Origin of the sequence: Pseudomonas sp. ATCC 43928 (assembly GCF_005938665.2) — a bacterium.
In the GTDB taxonomy this organism is placed as follows: Bacteria; Pseudomonadota; Gammaproteobacteria; order Pseudomonadales; family Pseudomonadaceae; genus Aquipseudomonas.
Genome location: NZ_CP041753.1, coordinates 3,552,782 through 3,573,261, shown reverse-complemented (window position 1 = coordinate 3,573,261; position 20,480 = coordinate 3,552,782). Strand labels below are relative to the sequence as shown.

The following is a 20,480-nucleotide window of genomic DNA, read 5'->3' as shown; positions in this document are numbered from 1 at the left end:
TGAACAAACACGGGTGCACGTCTATTGATAAAGAGCCGAATCCGAAGGGTCCGGTTTTTTATATCCGCCAGGCGTCTCCCACCTTCTGGAGACCCGGTTGCATGGCTAGCCCTGTCTCGATAAGGCGAACCAGGTACAAGCAGGTTTGACTTATCGGGTGACGCCTGCATACTATTGGAACGTCGTTCCAGTACGAACAATGTTGCTCACATTCACCTCATTGTCAAAGATAAGTCGAGAAAAATATGAGAGTCGTCAAAGGTGCTGTTGACCGTTGCCTGGAGGCTATTGAGCTGCTGGCACGTGAAGCTCGCTGGATGCGGATGTCCGATATCGCAGCCGAGCTGAGCTTGGAAAAGGGGCCTGCTCATCGAGTGCTTGCTCAGTTAGTCGAGCAAGGGTGGGCAGAACAGGATGAAGCCACCTCGCAATACCGCTTGACGCTGAAGCTGGCGCTGTTGGGGCAGCGCTATTTGCATGGAATTGGTTTGCCTGAGTTGGTCCAGCCGATCCTTGAGCAAGTGGCTGTTCAGTGCCAAGAGTTGGTGCGCCTGACGGTGGTCAACGAGGGCACCTTGTCTTGGCTGTCTTCGGCCCAAGGCGCCGCGCCAGGGCTTATGTATTCGCCAGCCATGGATAAGCCGATCAATCTCTACGCCACCGCCAATGGCAAAGCCTGGCTGGCCTCAATGCCGGATGAACTGGCCATTGAGCATGCGCTGCGTAGCGGCTTGGGGAAAGCTGATGCCGGGATGGGGCAGGGGCCGAAAGCGATCAACAGCATCGAAGGCTTGTTGGCCGAGCTGGCGCTGACCCGCAAGCGCGGGTATGGCTTGGTCATTGAAGAAGCCGAGGCGGGTGTCTGGGCGATCGCCGTACCGGTCAAGCTGGTTCCATCTGGCACTGTGGTTGGCACGATGAGTATCGCCGGCCCGGTCTTGCGCATGCAGCCTGAACGTTATGACCAATTGCATGCTCTGCTCGAAGATGCAGCCAACAAGCTGGGTACGGTTTGGCCGCGCCAGAACAGTGTGCATACGGAGAACGTATGAGCCAGCTCGCACCTGCATGGACCGAGGCGGGGTCAGGGTTGGAAGTCGCCGCTGCCGCTCTGGTCCGTGCACGGCTAGAGGGTGTTCGGCTGGCATCCTTGCCAGGCCCGAACCTGCCAGGCAGCCTCGCACAAGGTTTTGCCATTCAGCAGCATGTGGGGCCATTGGCTGGAAAAATCGTGGGGGGGTGGAAGTGTGCGTTACCCCCGGCTGGCAAGTGGATCGTTGCCCCGATCTACAGCGACAGCATCGTAAAAGGCGAACGTTACCGACTGGCCGCCGACGCCGATAAGGCGCGCATCGAGCCTGAACTGGCGTCCGTCCTGGCCCATGATTTGCCGGCTCGTGTTGAGCCTTATACAACTGAAGAGATCGTTGCTGCGATCAGCGACGTGCACTTGGCATTGGAAGTGATCGATTGCCGTTACACCGATCCACACACACTGCCGTTCGAGCAATTGCTCGCGGACGGTTTATTCAATCACGGCCTGGTATTCGGGGCGCCAATCACGCTGTCGAACCCTGCCAGCATTCCCTCTGAACTGGATATCACCCTGAGCGATGCAACGGCAGAGCTTGTGAATATCAAGGGCCGCCATCCGGACGGGAATCCGTTGTTGCCGATCGTATGGCTGGCCAATTTTCTGTCTACACAAGGGATAGGGCTGCAAGCAGGGCAGGTGATTATCACCGGGTCCTATGCAGGTGTTCTCGATGTGCCCGTCAACCAGCCACTGCATGTTCGGTTCGGCGAAGCCGGCTCATTGTCTGTCCATTTCTCAACGCTGGAGGAGTAACAAATGCGCTTAGTTCGTTTTGGTTTGCCGGGGCAGGAACAGCCGGGAGTTTTGGATTCGCAAGGAATCGTTCGAGACCTCTCGGGCATTGTCGATGACATCGATGCGTCGGCTCTGAGCCCTGCAGTGCTTGAAAAACTGCGTGCTGTTGACGTTGAAAAGCTGCCAGTGGTGGCGCCTGGCACACGTCTTGGTCCATGCGTAGGCAACGTACCGAACCTGATTTGCATCGGTCTGAACTACTCCGATCACGCGGCTGAAACGGATACACCTATCCCGAGCCAGCCGGTGGTCTTCAACAAACACACCGCGTCCATCAGCGGCCCCAATGACCCGGTCATTTTACCAACGGGGGCTCAGAAGCTTGATTGGGAAGTCGAACTGGCCATCGTCATCGGTACGCCCGCCTGGCAGATTGATGAGTCGCAGGCTTTGGATCACATCGCCGGTTATTGCCTGGCCAATGATGTTTCCGAGCGGGCTTATCAGCTGGAGTACGAAGGTCAGTGGACCAAGGGGAAAAGCGGTTTTTCTTTCGCACCACTGGGACCTTGGCTGGTCACCCGTGACGAAATTGCCGACCCGCAGGCCATTGACCTCTGGCTCGACGTGAACGGCAAACGTCTCCAGACCGGCAATACCCGTACGATGATTTTCAGCGTTGCACATATTGTCGCGTACCTCAGTCGCTTCATGCCGCTAATGCCGGGTGACGTCATCATTACCGGTACTCCACCAGGTGTAGGGCTCGGGCAGAAACCACCGGTTTTTCTCAAGGCGGGTGACACCATGCGTGTCGGTGGCCAAGGGCTGGGTGAGCAATTTCAGACCGTGGTTCCTTACGTTGCTGAAATGGGCGCTGCATGGGGCGCCGGTCGCCATCCCAATGTTGACTGACTATCGCTAGAGGAAAACGCTATGAGCTTTGCAGGAACAGGTGTAGTCGCGATTTGGCATGATCTTTTGCCCGAAGCGCGGGACGAGTTCTATGAGTGGCATAACCGAGAACACATGCCTGAGCGGGCCGGAATTCCGGGCTTTTTACGGGGGCGCCGATACATCGCTCTGGATGCAGGTCCGACCTATTTCAACCTCTATGAGGCTGACACTGTGCAGGTGTTGGGCGGGCAGGATTATTTATCGCGTCTCAACAGTCCGACGGCTTGGACAAAGCAGTCGGTGCAGTCATATCGCAACGTCGCGCGATCCATCTGCGAGGTTACTTACACCAGCGGTGTAGGGCAGGGCGCGTATTTGTTAACGGTCCGTTTCGATGTTGTCGAAGGCCAGCATAAATCGGTGTCAGACGCATTGCGCCAACGCGTGCTTCCTCCTCTTGCTGATAAACAAGGTATTACGGGCGTGCATTTGTGTGTAGCTGATGAGGCCGTGAGCAGAGTTGAAACCGCAGAGAAAAAGGCCCGCGCCGAAGGGACCCAAATACCGGCCTGGATCGTCATGATCGAAGGTTGTGCACCTGACTACGTTCGTGTCGCCGGCGAGTCTTTTGTGGCCGAGCTAAAACGGCTGTTGGAGGGGCAATCGACGGGACCAGAAACCACGCTTTATCAATTGGAATACACACGTTGCAAAACGCCGGGGAGTGCGGGTTGATCGCCGAGCGTTCGAGTACGTTTTAACTTTCAGTCGTTGTTCTTACGCAATTCCCCACGAGCGTGCCATTACCGGCATTGAGTCAGGCTCGCGTCTGCGCACGCTCGGGTTTTGCTTAAGGTGATATTAAACAATTATCAAGTTGCTCAATAACGGACTGTTACAAGACAGATAAGGGATTCCCGCAGTTTCTCGGTAATTAGCTCTTCGAGCTGCCTGTGACCAAGTTGATTCGCGAGCTAAAAATCGCAACAAAAACAATAATAACTCATTGTGAGAAAACATCATGCGCTACCCTATTATTTCCCGCAGCGTGCCCGCACATCACTCTCTGATCAGTCTGACTCTTGCGGTTTGCGCGGGTTCGTCAGCGGCTGTTCAAGCCGATCAAAATAGCGGTTTTGTCGATGGCGCTACCGCAACTCTCAATTTGCGCAACGCTTATATCAATCGCAACTTCATCAATCCTGCCTATCCCAACAGCGCCGCACCACAGAACAAAGCCGAGGAGTGGACACAGAGCTTCATCCTTGACGCTCGCTCTGGTTATACCGCTGGGCCGATAGGATTCGGTGTTGATGTATTGGGTCTTTATTCTCAAAAGCTTGATGGTGGCAAAGGCACCGGCGGTACCCAACTGTTGCCGATCCACGATGACGGCCGCCCCGCCGAAAACTTTGGGCGTCTGGGCGTGGCGCTGAAAGCCAAGCTGTCGAAGACTGAATTGAAGGTGGGTGAATGGATGCCCGTGTTGCCGATCCTGCGCTCTGACGATGGTCGTTCTCTGCCACAGACGTTTCGTGGCGGTCAGGTGACCTCCAACGAGATCGCCGGCCTGACACTCTATGGCGGCCAATTTCGCAGCAACAGCCCACGCAACGACGCGAGCATGGAAGACATGTTCATGAACGGCAAAGCCGCGTTCACCTCCGACCGCTTCAACTTCGGCGGCGGCGAATACACCTTCAACGACAAGCGCACCCAGGTCGGTCTGTGGTACGCCGAATTGACCGATATCTACCAGCAACAATACATCAACCTCACCCATAGCCAGCCCGTGGGCGACTGGATCCTGGGGGCTAATCTCGGTTTCTTCAACGGCAAGGAGGATGGCAGAGCCCTGGCTGGCGACCTCGACAACAAAACCACCTTCGCCCTGCTCTCGGCCAAATACGGCGGCAACACCTTTTACGTGGGCTTGCAAAAACTCACCGGCGACAGCGCGTGGATGCGGGTCAACGGCACCAGTGGCGGAACTTTGGCCAACGATAGCTATAACTCCAGTTTTGATAACGCTCAGGAGCGCTCATGGCAGGTACGACATGACTTTAACTTTGCTGTGCTCGGAGTCCCGGGACTGACATTAATGAACCGATATATCAGTGGTGATAATGTCCACACAGGTTCGATAACAGATGGCAAGGAATGGGGCCGAGAATCGGAATTGGCCTACGTTGTGCAGTCCGGCGCGCTGAAAAATCTCAGCGTTAGATGGCGCAATTCGAGTGTTCGCAGGGATTTCAGCACCAATGAGTTTGATGAAAACCGGATTTTTATTAATTATCCCATATCGTTATTGTGACGAGTATTTCGCTCGCCCAATACCTGGCAGCGTGACTTCTGCGATCGCTTGAACAGTAATAACTTCATCAGGCGGTTGCAGATAAACCCAGCGTCAATTAGGCACTTAATGTGGCGTTGGTAGGTTTGCCTCCGCGGCCTCGTCAAACTTCGACCGGGCCGCTTCAACTTCAGGCAATTTGTCGAGCGTCCATTTATGCAATTCGCGAAATGGCTGCTGCAGTGTTCGACCAAGTGGGGTGATCTCATACTGCACTGCCACAGGCGAGAACGAAATGATTTGGCGCGAGACGAGACCATTTCGTTCCAACCGTCGCAGGCACTGTGTCAGTGCCTTCTGAGTGACGCCCTCCAGGCGGCGCCTGATGGCATTAAAGCGATGCGGCCCGTCATCAAGTACCGCCAGAACCATCATCGACCACTTGTCTGCGATTTGGTCGAACAGCGCCCGGCTTGGGCACTCCGACGAAAAACATTGCGGCTTTAATTCCAGCATCGAAGTTTCCTCATGTATACCTAGGCGACTCTAAGTGCCTAATTGACATTTGGTTTACAAAATATACTTATATGGCTTCCAAAAGCAAACGGAGTCCATCCAATGTCAAACCTAGATACCAGCATTTTATTTCGTCCCTTTTCCATCCGGTCGCTTGAACTGAAAAACCGGATTGTCATGGCGCCGATGACGAGGCAATTTTCGCCGCAGGGCATCCCCGGCGAAGGGAGCACTGCTTACTACCGGCGGCGGGCAGAGGGTCAGGTCGGGTTGATCTTGTCGGAAGGCACCGTCGTTGATCGTCCCGCTTCACGTAATGGTTCCAACATTCCTTTTTTCCACGGTGAGGCAGCGTTAGCCGGATGGAAGAACGTGATCGATTCTGTTCACAATGCGGGTGGCCGGATGGGGCCGCAACTCTGGCACACCGGTGCAGTGCGTGACGTCAGCGGCTGGGAGCCTGATGCGCCAGTTGAAAGCCCATCTGGCCTCGACTCGCCAAACGACCCGCGCGGTGTGGCGATGAGCGAAGAGGATATTGCAGACACAGTTGCTGCATTCGCCAAGGCAGCGGCGGATGCGAAACGATTGGGTTTCGACACCGTTGAGATCCATGGGGCTCATGGTTATTTGATCGATCAGTTCTTCTGGGCCGGCACCAATCAGCGCACCGATCGTTATGGCGGACCGACTATCAAAGAGCGCTCCCGTTTTGCCGCTGAGATCGTGTCTGCCGTTCGTCATGCGGTCGGGTCCGAATTCCCTATTATCATGCGCGTTAGCCAATGGAAGCAGCAGGACTTTGGCGTGCGCCTCGCCGACACCCCTGCATTAATGGAAGACTGGCTGCTGCCGTTGGTTGAGGCTGGTGTTGATGTTCTGCATTGCTCGCAGCGACGCTTCTGGGAACCTGAGTTTCCCGAAATTGACGGGGAGACCGGACTGAACTGCGCGGGCTGGGCAAAGAAAGTCACTGGAGCCACAACCATCAGCGTTGGTTCGGTTGGGCTGGATAATGATGTTACTCACGCCTTCGCCGGAAAGGGATCAATCCCTGCGAGCCTGGATCGGCTCATCGAACGCATGGAGCGCGAAGAGTTTGATCTGATCGCTGTAGGGCGTGTTCTGCTGAGTGACAAGGATTGGGTCGCCAAAGTGGAAAATGGAGATTACGCAGATCTGAAGGGATTCAATCCGGCATCTTTAGCCGAATTGGCTTGAGCCTTACTGCGGAGTGGAGAGTGTGATGCCACAAAGGTTTTAGTCTGAAGGAATCAGAGGTCTAGCCTCGGATGCTGCGAGGTGGAGATCGTAATCTGCTGTTGAGTGCGCAATGACTGTTTCAATTGAGCGAACATGTCAAGGCCACTCAACATCCGCGCAAACAGGATTGCGTTGCAGTGTGGCCCGGGCATTTACGCGCAGGCTACACAGTGTTGCTAGGTAATGTAGTTAGATTTTTCATGGCGCGGGAATCCACCGATTGAGCAGCAAGGCTGCGGCGAAGTATCCATCTGCGATTTACCTATAACGCTCTGTTATTAAATGGTGATGAAGGCGGAGAGGGTGACGGGTTTGAGCGCTGCTTTTCAGGGTACACCTGAGATCGAAAACATTTGGGCAGGGCTCTAGGAAAGTGGTTCGCGCGATAAAAAAACTGATGATACCCCCCACTTTTACCCCAAGTCGCTCGTGATACACGAGCGAACGAAAATGGCGAGTGCTGGCAGAATTCCATTAGGGTTCTAATGGTTACTGTTAACTCCGCATTGGAGTCAGGGGCATCGTGAATTGCTGTCAGGGCGTCCAGAAAATTCAGGGCGATTCAACATTTGGCGTGTCCATGCCACCTATCTCAGGAATGCTCTATCACCATCACCGCAGTGGTGTCTGCCTCGAGTGCTTCGAACACGTGAGGCACATTAGCCAGGTAGCTGATGTAGTCGCCAGCGTTCAGCAATACAGGTCCAGTCGCCGGGCCGATATGGGCACTGCCACTGCACAGCACCACGTGCTCTACGGTGCCCAATGGGTGGGACTGAGACAGCCGAACTTCGCCGGGCTGCACTTTGAGCCGGTAGATATCACGTTGTACTCCCGCCGGGCAATCGGCAAGCAGTGTCGCTGCATAATTGGCAGTCTCGGCATAGGTCGTCATACCCTCGTTGGCGCGAATCACCCGCAGGGTCTGCTGGGGTTGCTCGAAGAACCGGGTGACTTGCAAGCCCATTGCCATTGCCAGCGACCACAAGGTTTCGATGCTGGGGTTACCGATTCCCGACTCCAATTGAGACAAGGTCGACTTCGCCACCCCGGCGCGCTTTGCCAGCTCGGTCAAGGAAAGCCCGGCGGCCAGGCGCTCGCGTTTGATTGAAAGGGCCAGCAGATCGATTCGGCTCGGGTTATTTCTCAGCAGGTTGTTCGTTATATTGGTCATTCGTTTTTTAAATCATCCTGAAATGAGTTGACGCTCCCAGCGCGTTTTGTTCAGTATAGTGAGCGTTAGTTCATTATAAAGTTCTATTTGCCGAACCAACCCCCGCGAATGGCGGCTTAGGTTATGGCAATGCCGGCAGCAAGGAAGCAGTGAGTGATGAAGTCGCAAACCCGTGGGACGCTCGAAATGATTTCGGCCATGGTGATCTCCGGCACGGTGGGCTGGTTCGTCATCATGTCGGGGCAGAGCCCGGAGGCCGTGGTGTTCTGGCGTTGCTTGTTCGGCGCCATGGCGATGCTGGTCACATGCCTGGTGCTTGGGGTGCTGGATCGCTCCCGGATCAACGCCCGGCAGTTCATTCTGGTGTGCCTGGGCGGGGTGGCGCTGATCCTCAACTGGGTGCTGCTGTTCAGTGCCTACAAACATTCCTCTATCGCCATTGCCACGGTGGTCTACCACGTTCAGCCGTTCATGCTGGTCGGTCTGGGTGTGCTGTTCTTCGCCGAGCGTCTCAGCACCGCCAAGGTCGGCTGGTTGCTGTTGGCCTTCGCCGGTCTGATGCTGATCGTGTCCGCCAAAGGCAGCGGGCAGGGCACTGGCGCCGACTACCTGCTGGGCGTTTGCCTGGCCCTGGCTTCAGCCTTCTTCTACGCAGTGGCGGCGGCGATCACCAAGCGCCTCAAGGACTTGCCCGCGCACCTGATCGTGCTGATCCAGATGGTGGTAGGCGTGCTGGTCCTGGCACCGTTCGTGGATTTCAGCAGGGGCGATACGGTCGAGGGCGCCTGGACATACCTGATCATTATCGGCGTGGTCCATACCGGGCTCATGTCGACCCTGCTGTACAGCGCCATCCAGAAAATCCCCACGGCGTTGGTCGGGGCGCTGTCGTTCATCTATCCGATCGTCGCCATCCTGGTCGACTGGGTTGCCTTCGCCCACCCGCTCAGCGCCCTGCAAGTAATTGGCGCGAGCGCCATCCTGTTGGCGGCTGCGGGCATGAACTTCGGTTGGTCGCTGGGCCGCGCCCCGCGTCAGGAAGTGATGTAGGGCTCGGCGAGAAACCTCCTGCTGATCGGAGCGGAAGCCTTTACCACCGTCGTCAACCCGCAAGACCGTGCCGCTTGGCCGATCTTCGGTGCCGGCGCCTCCACGGCCCGTCGCACCGTGGACGGTACGGACAATCGCCATGCATGACCGCTGTGGATAGCGCCCGGTTGCCAGCGATCAGGCGCTACGCTGGTTTGATTCAAAGACTCTCAGGGTCCCCGAAAAACATCTGAATCCGCGACCTCAACCACCGCTCACCCGGATCATTATCCTGCGACCCGCGCCAGGCCATGTGCAATTCAAAGCTGCGCACCGGCAACGGTGGATCTTCCGCCCGAACACCACCGGCGGCGGTCAACGCTTCGGCGGTGTAGTCCGGGACGGTGGCCACGATGTCGGTGCCGCTGATCAGTGTGCTCAGCCCATTGAACTGCGGCACCGCCAGCACCACGTGCCGTTTGCGCCCCAGCTTCTCCAGCTCTTCATCTATAAAGCCGCTCAGGTCGCCCGCGAACGACACCAGCGCGTGGGGGCGGGCGCAGAAGTCATCCAGGCTCAACGGCCCCGGCACGGAGTCGGCTCGCAACAGTTTCGGCATGCTGCGGCGCAGTACTTTGCGCTTGGCGTTGGCCGGCAGGTCGGCGGTGTAGCTGACGCCAATGGAAATTTCGCCCGAGGCCAACAGGTTCGGCATCAGGATGTAGTTGGCCCGACGCACCACCAGCACGATGCCCGGTGCCTCGGCGCGCAACCGCTTGAGCAGCATCGGCAGCAACGCGAACTCGACATCGTCCGACAGGCCGATGCGGAACACCGCGGTGCTGGTGGCCGGATCGAATTCCGCCGCGCGACTGACCGCGGTGGAAATCGAATCCAGGGCCGGCGAGAGCAGGGCGAAGATTTCCACCGCTCGGGCGGAAGGTTCCATGCTGCGGCCGGTGCGCACGAACAACGGGTCATCGAACAGCCCGCGCAGGCGCGAGAGCGCCGCACTGATGGCCGGCTGGCCGAGGAACAATTTCTCCGCAGCGCGGGTCACACTGCGCTCGTGCATCAGTGTTTCGAAAACGATCAACAGGTTCAGGTCGACACGACGCAGGTCATTACGATTCATCTGGGGTCCTGGCAGATTCAGCAAACTTGACGTGAGCGACCATATGAGAACAATGGCCGGCGTGAATCTTACGGGGAAAGGCTGGTACTCTGCACAGGGTAATTCAGTTTTCCCTGAAAGGCTGCTTCGGTTTTTACGGCATTGGATGATGTCGCCGTCGCTGCGGAATCAATGACAGGCATGTCGACTATTAATAGCCACTGATGGTCTTGGGTAGAAAGCCCAGATAGAGTTCAGGGCATTAGAGGTTACTTTGACGAGGTTTGCGATGTCCCGCACGATCCGTTTTCACAAGTTTGGTCCAGCCGAGGTGCTCAAATGCGAAGAGCATGCGGCCGCTCTGCCTGCGCCGGGCGAAGTGCAGGTGCGTGTCGAGGCGATAGGCATCAGCTGGTACGACATTCTCTGGCGCCAGAACCTGGCCTCGTCCCATGCTCGCCTGCCTTCAGGCCTGGGTCATGAAATGGCCGGCGTGGTCACGGCGCTCGGCGAGGGGGTCGATGACCTCGCTATCGGTGACAAGGTCGCCAGCTTCCCGGCCGAAAGCCCCAACGATTATCCGGTCTACGGCGAACAGATCGTTCTGCCGCGCACGGCGCTGACCCGCTACCCGGACGTGCTCAGTCCGGTCGAAGCCAGCGTGCATTACACGCCGCTATTGGTCGCCTATTTTGGCTACACCGATCTGGCGCGCGTCAAGCCCGGGCAATTCGCTCTGGTGACCGACGCCAGTCACTGCGCCGGGCCGTCGTTCGTACAGCTGGGCAAAGCCCTTGGTGTGCGAGTAATCGCTGCGACCAAAACCGCGGACGAGCGTGAATACCTGCTGTCGCTGGGTGCCGAAAAAGTCATCGTCACCGAAGAAGAAGATCTGCTGATGCGGATCAACAAAATTACCGACAACCGTGGCGTCGATGTGGTGTTCGATGGCCTGGGCGGCCCGCAGATGTCGCTGCTCGGCGATGTGCTCGCGCCTCGCGGCAGCCTGGTGCTCTATGGCCTGCAGGGTGGTAACCAGACGCCATTTCCGGCCTGTGCGGCGTTCCAGAAGAACATTCAGTTCTTCGTGCACTGCATCGGCAACTTCACCGGCAAGCCGGAGCTGGGCATCCTCCAGGATCAGGCCGCACTGCAACGTGCCCTGCGCGACATCAACCAGTTGACCGCAGACCATGTGCTGCTGCCACTCAAGACTCGGGTATTCCCGTTTTCCCAGTTTGTCGAAGCACACCGCTACATGGACGAATGCCCATGCCGCGAACGGGTCGCCCTTGAGGTCGAGCCTGTCTGAGCTCTTCGTACGAGCCCCCTTGTATAAACCCCTCTGGAAAGGTCCGTGCAGGCACGGACTTTTCCGCTGTCAAAACCTCCAAAATGAGACATCCCATCGATCCCTCGGTGGGGCGGTTCAGCAACTGAACTGGTTTTTGCTCTCGATCTGTATCTTCTAATCATTATGTAAGCCCTGATAATTGAATGATTATTTCATCTCAAGGAAAGAGTCATGGCTGGGTATCAGGTTGAAACTTTTCAACGCGCATCGGCAATACATGCTCAACAAATAATTCGACGCCGCTCGGCGGTCATACATTTATTGGCAATTTCTTTCTTTATTTCTTGTATTACACGTCTGTGGGATGTTGTCGGAAATTTCCTAGGACATCGCTCGGGGCCGAAAAACACCCGTCCTGCCTGGCGTTGCGGCGGTATTGCCCTGCTTGGGGTTCTCGAGACATGCAACCATTTCAAATAATTACAAAATGCTTAAGTGCTAGCATTTGATAACAACCCCGGCACCCCATTCATGACAGGCAATCCGTCGCGCAGTGCATGTAATTGTTTGCGTGGCGTCGAACTTATGAGTAACAGGTAAACAATGATGACCCATACCCATGAACAGGCAATGAATTATGTTTATCAACAAGTACTGCAGCGCTTGCTGAGCTTTTTCTCTCGCGCCGAGCGCACGGCATTGCAACTGATGATTCAGCGCCTGGTGGTGTCGGCTGGAGGTATGGAGCGTATCGGCGATTACAAGGTGTTGGCGATCCAGTCCGGGTCCCGTGACAGCTGCTACACACTGGCGCTGCTGCGCGCCGCGCAACTGAGTATCGCCGGTCGGGCACCGGCGACGTTTCAGCTGCGAGTGGCCACTTTGCGCTTGAATGGCACGGCTGTGACAGCACTGGAAAACATCCATCGCAGCAGCAGTGCATTGTTTCTCTACGACGATCCCCGGGTCGAAATGTTGATGGTCGATAATCGTGAGGTCCTGCCGTTCAATCACTTGGCGCCAATCTCCGATGCCGGCCGCGAGTCGAATCGGCTCAACCTGCTGATGGTCGGGCACCGTCGGGCCTGGAACGGGCCGCTTGAGTTGTGGGACGACGGGTACCTGGCCACAGGTGATTTTTATGGACAAATTGCCCGCTGGGACAACGGCGTCGATGTCATGGTCAGCAGCGATTCACCCCGTCGGCAGGCTCAGTTTATCGAGGGTTTGAACCGTGCCGCAGCCAAGGCCGGGCTTGCGCCGACGAGCCGCCATGAAACGGGCTACGAGGGATTGTTCGCGCGGCTCGATGAACTGGGCAGCGACTGCTATCGCGAGTTTTATCCCGACTCTGCTCAGGCTGCGTGGCGTCCTGCCGAGCGCTTTGAGGCCTGCCGTCGCACGACCTTCATCGACATCCACGACATGCTGGTCAGCAACCTGGAAGAGCGCTGGCCGCTGCTCACTGACTTCCTCGGCTTCCAACCTGACGAACTGACGGCTCAACTCAGTGATAACGACCATGTCAGTCCGTCGATATCCGCGCACCTTCGCGGCTTGCGAGCGCGCTTTGTACACGGTCGCACCTACGAAGAGGGGGTCAGCGAATACCTGCAGCGGGCGTTGGTGATGATGCGTCGTAAACAATTGCCCGAGCGCTTTTGCGAGCAGGCAGTGGAGACCTTCGGCAATCCGCTGACCATGGCCGATCAGCGCGGATTGGCGACAGCCGAGGCACAAAAAAATCTCGGTTTGAGTGAAGCCCAACTGGTATGCCTGCTGTTCGCCCCGTTTGTCGATAACGGCGCGGCCCTGGAGCATTTTCTTCGTCAATGCCATCCCGGCATGCTGGTAGCGCTGCCGGAATTGCACCGGGCGATGCAGGGCGGTCCGGCACCCGAGCAGGTTCTGCAGTGGATGGTGGATGTCAGCGGGTTACCGGTCAGCCTGATCGGTACGCTTTACCGCATGAGGCCGGTGGTTCGGGATGAGGGTAGGGTGCCAGACACGGAAAGCGGCGACGCGGGCGTGCAAGTCGAAGACATGGACCCCGAGAATGAAACAGCAGTGACTGGCGAATGGTCGATGGGCCAGTGAATGTTCCTGGTTTGGCGGATGCATCAAGAGTGCGTCATGACGTTCGTAGCGTGTTCGGTCATCACCCATGAAAGGATCACGAGATTCCGATTTCGCGTACCAGGCGGTGTACCGCTACCTGAACAATCTGATCAATGAGCCGGGCAGTGACGTGCGAGTGCGCCTGCCCTCATTGCGGCAGTTGGCGGATCGTTTGAGTGTGTCGATCTCGACCATTCAATACGCCTATTCGCTGCTGGAGAAGGAAGGACGCATCTATTCGGTTGCCAAGTCAGGCTATTACGCACTGCCGGTGTCTTCTATCGGTCTTCCCGGCAGCGGTAAAGACCTGCTCGAAACGGTCTATGTCAACGCCAGGCGCCCCGGCATGCTGGTGTTGAGCGCCGATGAACCGGCGTTGTTACAACCCCTGGACAGCCCGTTGTTGTTGCTGGAGAGAGAATTGCTGCGCCAGTATCCGCGCCAGCCACAACCGTCTTCACAACCCTGCGGCGAGCTGGAACTGCGCACGGCCCTTGCGGCACGCTACACCACTTCGCCGACACGCTGCTGGCATGCCGATGATGTCTATATCGGCGCAGATATGCGCGGCGTACTTGAAATATTGATCGCCGTTCTTGAGCTCAAAGATTCGGTGGTGGTGGTCGAGTCGCCGTGCGACTGGGTGATTCTGCGCTTGTTCCAGGACGCAGACGTGCAGGTTGTCGAGCTGCCGCTGCAAGCCTGTGGTGGCCTGGATCTCGAACAGCTGAGAGAGCTGCTCGAGACCGGGCGGGTGCGACTGATGATGCTTTCATCGGGACTGAACATGCCGCGCGGGAGCGTGGCGCCTGACGACAACCGGCAGTCCACTGCGCAACTGCTGGGACGGCATGGCTGTTGGGTGTTGGAAAACGATTGTTACGGCGAGCTCGAATTCGAGCCGAGCGGCTTGCGGTTTCGCGACCTGGTGGACCCTGATCGGCTGATCGTGTTTTCCACTTTCGAGAAAATCATCGGCTCGGAGGCGCCCTTTGGTTACCTGCTCTCGCGACAACTGCGTGCCGAACTGCAACGGCACTTTCTGCTGCGGGCATTCCGTTTGTCGCTGATTCGTCAGAAAGCCATCGCGCGGCTGTACAGCAACGGACGCATCGATCAACACCTGCTGGTGTTGCGTCGACTGCTCAAGGAACGCATGGTGCTGATGACCCAACTGCTCCAGGAGCGTCTGCCGGAATCGCTGCATTTCGTCGAGCCCCAGGGCGGGGCGACGGTGTGGATTCGCTCGTTGCGCCAGGTCAATGTACATCGAGTGTTCCAGAGACTGCTCAAGCAGCAAGTGGTCATCGCACCGGGGGAGTTGTTCAGTTTGCAGGGCCTGCACGCGCAGCACTTGCGCCTGAGTCATACGTTCGGTGGCGACCACGAGCTCGTCGCTGCACTGGGGCTACTGGGGGATGCCTTGCGTCTGGAATCGATCGATTGAGCCGAGGTGGAAGAGCTCCTCGGAACCTGACATTCGATAACGTCGCGCAACGGCCAAACTGTCAGTAAACTGCGCTCCTATCCCGAACCACTCTCTCTCAGAGGTTTTGCATGACACTCAGTCCTTTTGCGGGCAAACCGGCACCGGCAGAACTGTTGGTCGACATCCCGCGACTGGTAACGGCCTATTACACCGGCCAGCCCGATGCAGCCATTTCTACCCAGCGCGTTGCCTTCGGCACGTCCGGACACCGAGGTAGCTCGTTCGACTTGAGTTTCAACGAATGGCATGTCCTGGCCATCAGCCAGGCGATCTGCCTGTATCGCGAGGCCCAGGGCATCGATGGCCCGCTGTTCGTCGGGATCGACACCCACGCGCTGTCCACGCCGGCCGGTGCCAGTGCCCTGGAAGTGTTGGCGGCGAACGGTGTCACGGTGATGATCGCCGAAGGCGACGAGTACACCCCGACGCCGGCCATTTCCCATGCGATTCTTTGCTACAACCGCGGGCGCACTTCAGGCCTGGCGGACGGCATCGTCATCACGCCGTCCCACAACCCGCCGCAAAGTGGTGGCTACAAGTACAACCCAACCAACGGCGGCCCGGCCGATACCCACATCACCAAGTGGATCGAAGCCAAGGCCAACGAGTTGCTGGCAGCCAAGCTCGCCGGCGTCAAACGCATCAGCTACGAGCAGGCCCTGAAGGCCAGCACTACCCATCGTCACGATTACCTCAACACCTATGTCGCTGACCTGATCAACGTGATCGACTTCGACGCCATCCGCGATGCGAAGCTGCGTCTGGGTGTCGATCCGCTGGGCGGAGCAGGGGTGCGCTACTGGTCGGCGATTGCCGAGCACTACCGCCTGGACCTGGAAGTGGTGAATAAACAGGTTGATGCAACGTTCCGTTTCATGACCGTCGACTGGGACGGGCAGATCCGCATGGACCCATCGTCCAGCTATGCCATGCAAGGCCTGATCGGCCTGAAAGAGCGTTTCGACGTGGCGTTTGCCTGCGACCCGGACCACGACCGTCATGGCATCGTGACCCCGTCCGGTGGTTTGCTGGCGCCGAACAACTACCTCGCGGTCTCGATCGACTACCTGTTCCAGAACCGTCCACTGTGGCGGGCCGATGCGGCCGTGGGTAAGACCGTGGTCAGCAGCGGCTTGATCGATCGCGTCGCCAAACGCCTGGGCCGTCGTCTGTATGAAGTGCCGGTCGGTTTCAAATGGTTTGCCGACGGTCTGTTTGACGGCTCCCTGGGTTTTGGCGGTGAAGAAAGCGCCGGTGCATCGTTCCTGCGCAAGGACGGCGGTGTCTGGAGTACCGACAAGGACGGTTTGATTCCGGCGCTGCTGGCCGCTGAAATGACCGCTCGCACGGGCCGTGATCCAAGCCAGGCCTATCGCGCGTTGACCGATGAACTGGGTGAGCCGTTCTCGGTACGCGTTGATGCCAAGGCCAACCCTGAACAGAAAGCACTGCTGAGCAAATTGTCGCCGGACCAGGTCACTTCGACTCAACTGGCGGGCGAAGCGATCCAGAGCATCCTCAGTCATGCACCGGGCAACGACCAGGCCATCGGCGGTCTGAAAGTCATGACCGAGAACGGCTGGTTCGCGGCGCGGCCGTCGGGCACCGAGGACATCTACAAGATTTACGCAGAAAGCTTTGTCAGTGACGACCACCTGAAACAACTGGTGGCCGAGGCTCAGACACTGGTAGATGGCGCAATTTCTGCGAAGTGATTGAAAGTCCTGTGGTGAGGGAGCTTGCTCCCTCGCCACAAATGAAATTGTCTAGTCCTGAAGCTGGTGTAAACCTTATTCAGGACGAGACACACAGCCAAAAAAAGGGGCGACCATCAACGGTCGCCCTTTTTTTTGCCGCGCATTTACCGCCTCAAGCCACATCTACCAAGACGATTTCGCTGTCTTCGATCGCAGTCACCCGCAACACTTGCTCATCGGCAACCGCGACCCCGTCTCGAGCTTGTGCGCGCAAGCCATTGACTTCAATCGCTCCTGTCGCTGGCACCAGATAAGCGCGACGGCCACTGTCCAGACGATATTCAGCCGTTTCCCCGGCTTTCAGGTTGGCCGCCACCAGACGCGCATCGGCGCGAATCCGCAGGCTTTGATCGTCGCCGGCCTTGCCACTGGCCAGGGTCACGAAGCCTTCGCGTTGGCCTTTGGGGAAGGGCTTGGCGCCCCACGACGGTGCCAGACCGGTTTCGTTGGGGATGATCCAGATCTGAAAGATCCGGGTCTCGGTCGCTTCCAGATTGTACTCACTGTGGGCGATCCCGGTGCCGGCGCTCATGACCTGCACATCACCGGCTTCGGTACGGCCCTTGTTGCCCAGGTTGTCCTGGTGGGTAATCGCGCCTTCACGAACGTAGGTGATGATTTCCATGTCCCGGTGCGGGTGTTGCGGGAACCCGGTGCCGGGGGCAATCACGTCATCGTTCCACACCCGCAGGTTGCCCCAGTTCATGCGTTTGGGGTCGTAGTACTCGGCGAACGAAAAGTGGTGATGGGCATCCAGCCAGCCATGGTGCGCGCCGCCCAGGGAGTTGAAAGGTCTGAGTTCAAGCATGATCGTCTCCTGAAAAAGGTTCGTCATGGGGGCAGAACGTCTGAGCCACAAACGAGAACCGGTGGTTGATGGTCAGTATCATCCATCAGGTACCCATCGATAAAAAGCGTAAAAAATGCCTCAATACAATCGAATTATTTGATACCGAATAATCTCGAATTTTTCTCATCCAGCCTTCACTTCATCGCATAAGCCAATGACCTGTAAGCATTTCACTAGAACTCAACGGCAAATGCAGACACCATAGCCCCTGACAGCCTCACACACTGGAGTCCGCCTGCGTGCCGCAACACACACCCGATCTTCCGCCCGAACTTCGTCCCCTGGCCGAGATGCCTTTGCTCAAACGTCTGGCCGCCCGGTTCTTTGGCCACGGCCTGACCCGCTTGCGCGCGCAACACCGTGCGTCCTGGCTGCACGGGCAAGCCGACGGTTTTCGCAGCGGTCACAGCGCTGGCGTGGAATACGGCTATAAGGAAGGCAAGCTCGAGGGTCTGGAAGAAGGCCGGCAAGTGCTGCTGATCCGCGACTCGCGCTCCACCGAGCATCGACCGCCCAACGTCGATGACAACCTGTTCGACGATTGGCGCCTGCCATTGAGCGCCGAGCTGAAGAAGCGCATGAAGGCCGACGTGGCGCGACTGCTGCCTGCGCATGCCCAGCCAAGCGCTGCCCAATGGAAAATGATCTTCAGTGACACACCGTCGACTTCGGTGATCGCCGGGGCGGGTGCGGGCAAATCGACCACCCTGGTGCTGCGAATTCTGCTGCTCAGCCATTACCTGGGGTTTGAGCTGAGTTCGATGACCGTGGTGACCTTCACTCGCGAGTCGCGCAAGGACTTCATCAATAAGCTGATCGAACTGTTTGCCGTGTGGGGCCGGGCGCTCAGCTTCAAAGAAGCGCGGGACCTGGTGCGCACTTTTCATTCGCGGATCCTGCCAATGGTGCGCAGCCTGCCGGGTTTCGAACGGCTGCAAGCCTTCGAAAACCTCAGCTTTCGCGTGCAGGGTACCGATGAGGAGGTCGACAGCAACCCCTTCGACCTGCGAATCAACGATGCCCAGCGCCAGCAGCTCAACGCCTGCTATCACAGCCTGCATACCCGCGATGAGCGTTTCCGCGAATTGATCAAGCCGTTGTCTCGTCACGCCTTACAGCTCAAGGAGCTGGAACGCGATCACCCGGACGTGCAAAAGCGCATGGCGGTGACTGAACTGGCGGCCAAGCGCGATGAAGAGCTGTGCGACACCATCGAGGACCTGTGGTTTCGCGCCGGCGCCTGGCCGATCAAGGGCATCGAGCCGAATCGTCAGACCTTCGACATCAACGGTTCGACCTTCCATTGCCACGGTTACATTCCGGCGCTGGATGCCTGGGTGGTGCTGGGTTTCGATCCTCGGGAAAATTCGCAGGTCAGCCGCCCGAATGCCAAGCTGACGGTACGTGCGGAATGGGCTGTAAAGCGCACCCTGTTTCAAGCTTTCTGTCGTAAGCCATTGATATGGCTCGATAGTTACGAATCTTCAAAACGTGTTTTGGCGTCGCTTGCCGGTGATGCCAGCGCCGGGCCGGGCTTCGATTACAAGGTCAAGGGCGAGCTTGCTTCCGCGCCGTTGCTGGACTGTTTTGTCGCGGCAGCCGGGTTTATCGAAAACCTCGGCCTGGATGTGCCCAATGCCGTGGGCCAGATGAGTTTCGCCAAGGATGATCCGGACCGATTCTTCTTCGAGGCCTTGAGCCTGTTCTGGCGAGCGCTGGAAGATCATCTGCTGGATCAATCGCCACCCGTGATGACCTACAACCGGATGTTTGCCCTGTTCAGCGAGCATTCACCGGAGAATCTCAAGTTGCTCGGCGATGAACTGCTCAGGCCAATGTCGCACTTGATGATCGATGAGTTCCAGGACGTGTCGCCGCAGATCGTTTCCTGGATTCGCGCCAGCCTGGCCGAGATCCGCAGTCGTGGCCCGGCCATGCACGTAGGGCGCGGGGCGCAACGTTCGTCATTGCTGTGTGTGGGGGACGACTGGCAATCGATCTACGGCTGGCGTGGCAGTTCGCCGAGCTATTTCATGGAGTTCAACAAGGAGTTCCCGTCACCGAGCACGACCAAGGTGATGCTCAGCGACAATTACCGCAGCCATCAGCACATCATCGACGCGGCGGAGCACATCGTCCGCGCCGCACCGGCAATCGCCGGCAAGAAGGCCAAGGCCAGCGGAGAACCCAAGGCGTTGCTGCCGGTGAACGTCCTCGATCGGGATGACCAGGGCATGGCCCAGCGCCTGATCGAGCACTACAGAAAAGGCGATTCAATCTTGATGCTTTATCGAAAAAGTAGCGATAAGTCATTGATAGAAGAGCATATTCAGTCTGTAGTTAATGTTGATTCTAGCTTGCCGTACGACGCGCGACGGCTCAAGCAACTGACCTATCACAGCGCCAAGGGCCTGCAAGCTGATGCGGTGTTCCTGCTGGGTGATTGCCAGCATCTGACCAGTTCGCCTTACAAGAACCAGGTCTATCGCATGGCCGGGCTCGGCAAGGCCGGCGACAGCGAGCCCTACGACAGCGCACAGAAAGACGAGATCCTGCGTCTGGCCTACGTGGGCATCACCCGGGCGGTGAGCCATTGCTACTGGTATGTCGATGGCCAGGATACCCAGGCGGCGAATATGCCCAAGGCCTCCGACCGGATCGGCAAGGGCAAGGCGTTTTTTGCCGATCACCGTCAGGGAAAAGTGCAGGCCTGAACCTCAAGAGAGTCTTGAGTCAAAAACCTGTGGCGAGGGAGCTTGCTCCCGCTGGGCTGCGTAGCGGCCCCAAAAATGCGACAAGCATTGCCGATTTTTGTGAGCGCTGCGCACTCAAGCGGGAGCAAGCTCCCTCGC

16 protein-coding genes and 1 pseudogene are annotated in these 20,480 nt (G+C 57.7%); 13 read left to right on the top strand and 4 right to left on the bottom strand.

The features are described from left to right. Positions 1-245 precede the first annotated feature (245 nt). From FFH90_RS16350 to FFH90_RS16330, 5 genes are all read left to right on the top strand, one after another. Positions 246-1,052 (top strand): IclR family transcriptional regulator, encoded by an 807-nt coding sequence (locus FFH90_RS16350; protein WP_138867593.1) that lies wholly within the window; start codon positions 246-248, stop codon positions 1,050-1,052. After that, positions 1,049-1,849, top strand: a complete 801-nt coding sequence (locus FFH90_RS16345; RefSeq protein WP_138867592.1) for a 2-keto-4-pentenoate hydratase — start codon at positions 1,049-1,051, stop codon at positions 1,847-1,849. Before FFH90_RS16350 ends, FFH90_RS16345 begins: the two co-directional genes overlap by 4 nt. Positions 1,850-1,852: 3 nt before the next feature. Beyond that, a complete protein-coding gene (locus FFH90_RS16340) occupies positions 1,853-2,746 on the top strand; it encodes a fumarylacetoacetate hydrolase family protein (protein ID WP_138867591.1) in 894 nt (297 codons plus the stop codon). Positions 2,747-2,767: 21 nt separating this feature from the next. Further along, the gene (locus tag FFH90_RS16335; RefSeq protein WP_019579032.1) at positions 2,768-3,463 is read left to right on the top strand and encodes a DUF4286 family protein; all 696 of its coding nucleotides are present in this window, start codon (positions 2,768-2,770) and stop codon (positions 3,461-3,463) included. A 286-nt stretch (positions 3,464-3,749) separates the two neighbouring features. Beyond that, positions 3,750-5,045, top strand: coding sequence for an OprD family porin (locus FFH90_RS16330; RefSeq protein WP_111455235.1), 1,296 nt, complete (start codon positions 3,750-3,752; stop codon positions 5,043-5,045). Between the two features lie 105 nt (positions 5,046-5,150). On the opposite strand, the gene FFH90_RS16325 is transcribed toward FFH90_RS16330, so the two are convergent. Further along, complete coding sequence (locus FFH90_RS16325) at positions 5,151-5,540, bottom strand: helix-turn-helix domain-containing protein (protein WP_019579030.1); 390 nt, start codon at positions 5,538-5,540, stop codon at positions 5,151-5,153. A 102-nt stretch (positions 5,541-5,642) separates the two neighbouring features. Between FFH90_RS16325 and FFH90_RS16320 the strand changes: the two genes are divergently transcribed. After that, on the top strand, positions 5,643-6,761 hold the full coding sequence (locus tag FFH90_RS16320; RefSeq protein WP_019579029.1) for an NADH:flavin oxidoreductase: 1,119 nt from the start codon (positions 5,643-5,645) through the stop codon (positions 6,759-6,761). Positions 6,762-7,395: 634 nt separating this feature from the next. Here the strand turns inward: FFH90_RS16320 and FFH90_RS16315 are convergent. Further along, entirely contained in the window at positions 7,396-7,977 is a 582-nt protein-coding gene (locus tag FFH90_RS16315) for a helix-turn-helix domain-containing protein (protein WP_138867590.1), read from the bottom strand. 156 nt (positions 7,978-8,133) lie between these two features. Here FFH90_RS16315 and FFH90_RS16310 point away from each other — a divergent pair, with 156 nt between their 5' ends. Together FFH90_RS16310 and FFH90_RS16305 are read left to right on the top strand one after the other, a co-directional pair. Continuing rightward, positions 8,134-9,027, top strand: a complete 894-nt coding sequence (locus tag FFH90_RS16310; protein WP_138867697.1) for a DMT family transporter — start codon at positions 8,134-8,136, stop codon at positions 9,025-9,027. Between the two features lie 12 nt (positions 9,028-9,039). Next, positions 9,040-9,174: pseudogene (locus FFH90_RS16305) on the top strand (hypothetical protein); the annotation flags it as partial. 52 nt (positions 9,175-9,226) lie between these two features. Here the strand turns inward: FFH90_RS16305 and FFH90_RS16300 are convergent. Continuing rightward, on the bottom strand, positions 9,227-10,141 hold the full coding sequence (locus tag FFH90_RS16300; RefSeq protein WP_086944243.1) for a LysR family transcriptional regulator: 915 nt from the start codon (positions 10,139-10,141) through the stop codon (positions 9,227-9,229). A 268-nt stretch (positions 10,142-10,409) separates the two neighbouring features. Here FFH90_RS16300 and FFH90_RS16295 point away from each other — a divergent pair, with 268 nt between their 5' ends. The 4 genes from FFH90_RS16295 (at position 10,410) to pgm (ending at position 16,736) form a co-directional block, all read left to right on the top strand. Next, entirely contained in the window at positions 10,410-11,432 is a 1,023-nt protein-coding gene (locus FFH90_RS16295; protein ID WP_018926017.1) for a zinc-dependent alcohol dehydrogenase family protein, read from the top strand. A 588-nt stretch (positions 11,433-12,020) separates the two neighbouring features. Beyond that, positions 12,021-13,511, top strand: coding sequence for a hypothetical protein (locus FFH90_RS16290; protein WP_138867589.1), 1,491 nt, complete (start codon positions 12,021-12,023; stop codon positions 13,509-13,511). Between the two features lie 67 nt (positions 13,512-13,578). Further along, on the top strand, positions 13,579-14,979 hold the full coding sequence (locus FFH90_RS16285; protein ID WP_064618032.1) for a PLP-dependent aminotransferase family protein: 1,401 nt from the start codon (positions 13,579-13,581) through the stop codon (positions 14,977-14,979). A gap of 110 nt (positions 14,980-15,089) precedes the next feature. Beyond that, entirely contained in the window at positions 15,090-16,736 is a 1,647-nt protein-coding gene (gene pgm, locus FFH90_RS16280; RefSeq protein ID WP_138867588.1) for a phosphoglucomutase (alpha-D-glucose-1,6-bisphosphate-dependent), read from the top strand. A gap of 154 nt (positions 16,737-16,890) precedes the next feature. On the opposite strand, the gene FFH90_RS16275 is transcribed toward pgm, so the two are convergent. Then, positions 16,891-17,586, bottom strand: coding sequence for a pirin family protein (locus FFH90_RS16275; RefSeq protein WP_018926013.1), 696 nt, complete (start codon positions 17,584-17,586; stop codon positions 16,891-16,893). Between the two features lie 281 nt (positions 17,587-17,867). Here FFH90_RS16275 and FFH90_RS16270 point away from each other — a divergent pair, with 281 nt between their 5' ends. Further along, positions 17,868-20,342: a UvrD-helicase domain-containing protein gene (locus FFH90_RS16270; RefSeq protein ID WP_138867587.1), complete on the top strand. Its 2,475-nt coding sequence runs from the start codon at positions 17,868-17,870 to the stop codon at positions 20,340-20,342. Positions 20,343-20,480 lie beyond the last annotated feature (138 nt).